Annotated in this window: 1 protein-coding gene; it reads right to left on the bottom strand. The window is 34.8% G+C overall.

The features are described 5' to 3' along the window. Positions 1-39 precede the first annotated feature (39 nt). Complete coding sequence (locus CXF85_RS00110; RefSeq protein WP_101226508.1) at positions 40-405, bottom strand: hypothetical protein; 366 nt, start codon at positions 403-405, stop codon at positions 40-42. Positions 406-431: the final 26 nt, after the last annotated feature.

Below are 431 nucleotides of genomic sequence, written 5' to 3'. Positions count from 1 at the left end.
AACGTAGCCAACTGTTACGTGTCCTTGTTGATTTTCTTGTTATGTTTTGACTTGCGCCAAACCTTGTTCTGTTAGCTTATAAACAGAGTTGTAATACTCATTAAAGCCTATGTAAGAAACTAATTTTGAAGCACAAGATTTACAGTCTATAAAGTTAATACAAGTCCAGCCACCTTCATGAGATTTACCAGTTGGACTTAAACTAAATTTAAGGTCGATCTCTTTACGTGCGTCAGAATCAAGATTTTCTTTCCAATCCCAAGTCGCATGTAACATAACCTCAAATGGAATTACATTTTTAGTACGGCAAATTGGACACTTAAATTTATATGGTGCACCTTTGTCTCCATCGTAAAAAGGCTTTCGATTTACTTGTGGAGTTATAAATAGTTCAGAAATTTCCATATCACTCTACAAAAAACATAACGCCC

Origin of the sequence: Colwellia sp. 75C3, from assembly GCF_002836255.1 — a bacterium.
Lineage (GTDB): Bacteria > Pseudomonadota > Gammaproteobacteria > Enterobacterales > Alteromonadaceae > Colwellia.
This window is presented reverse-complemented; position numbering and strand designations above follow the sequence as displayed.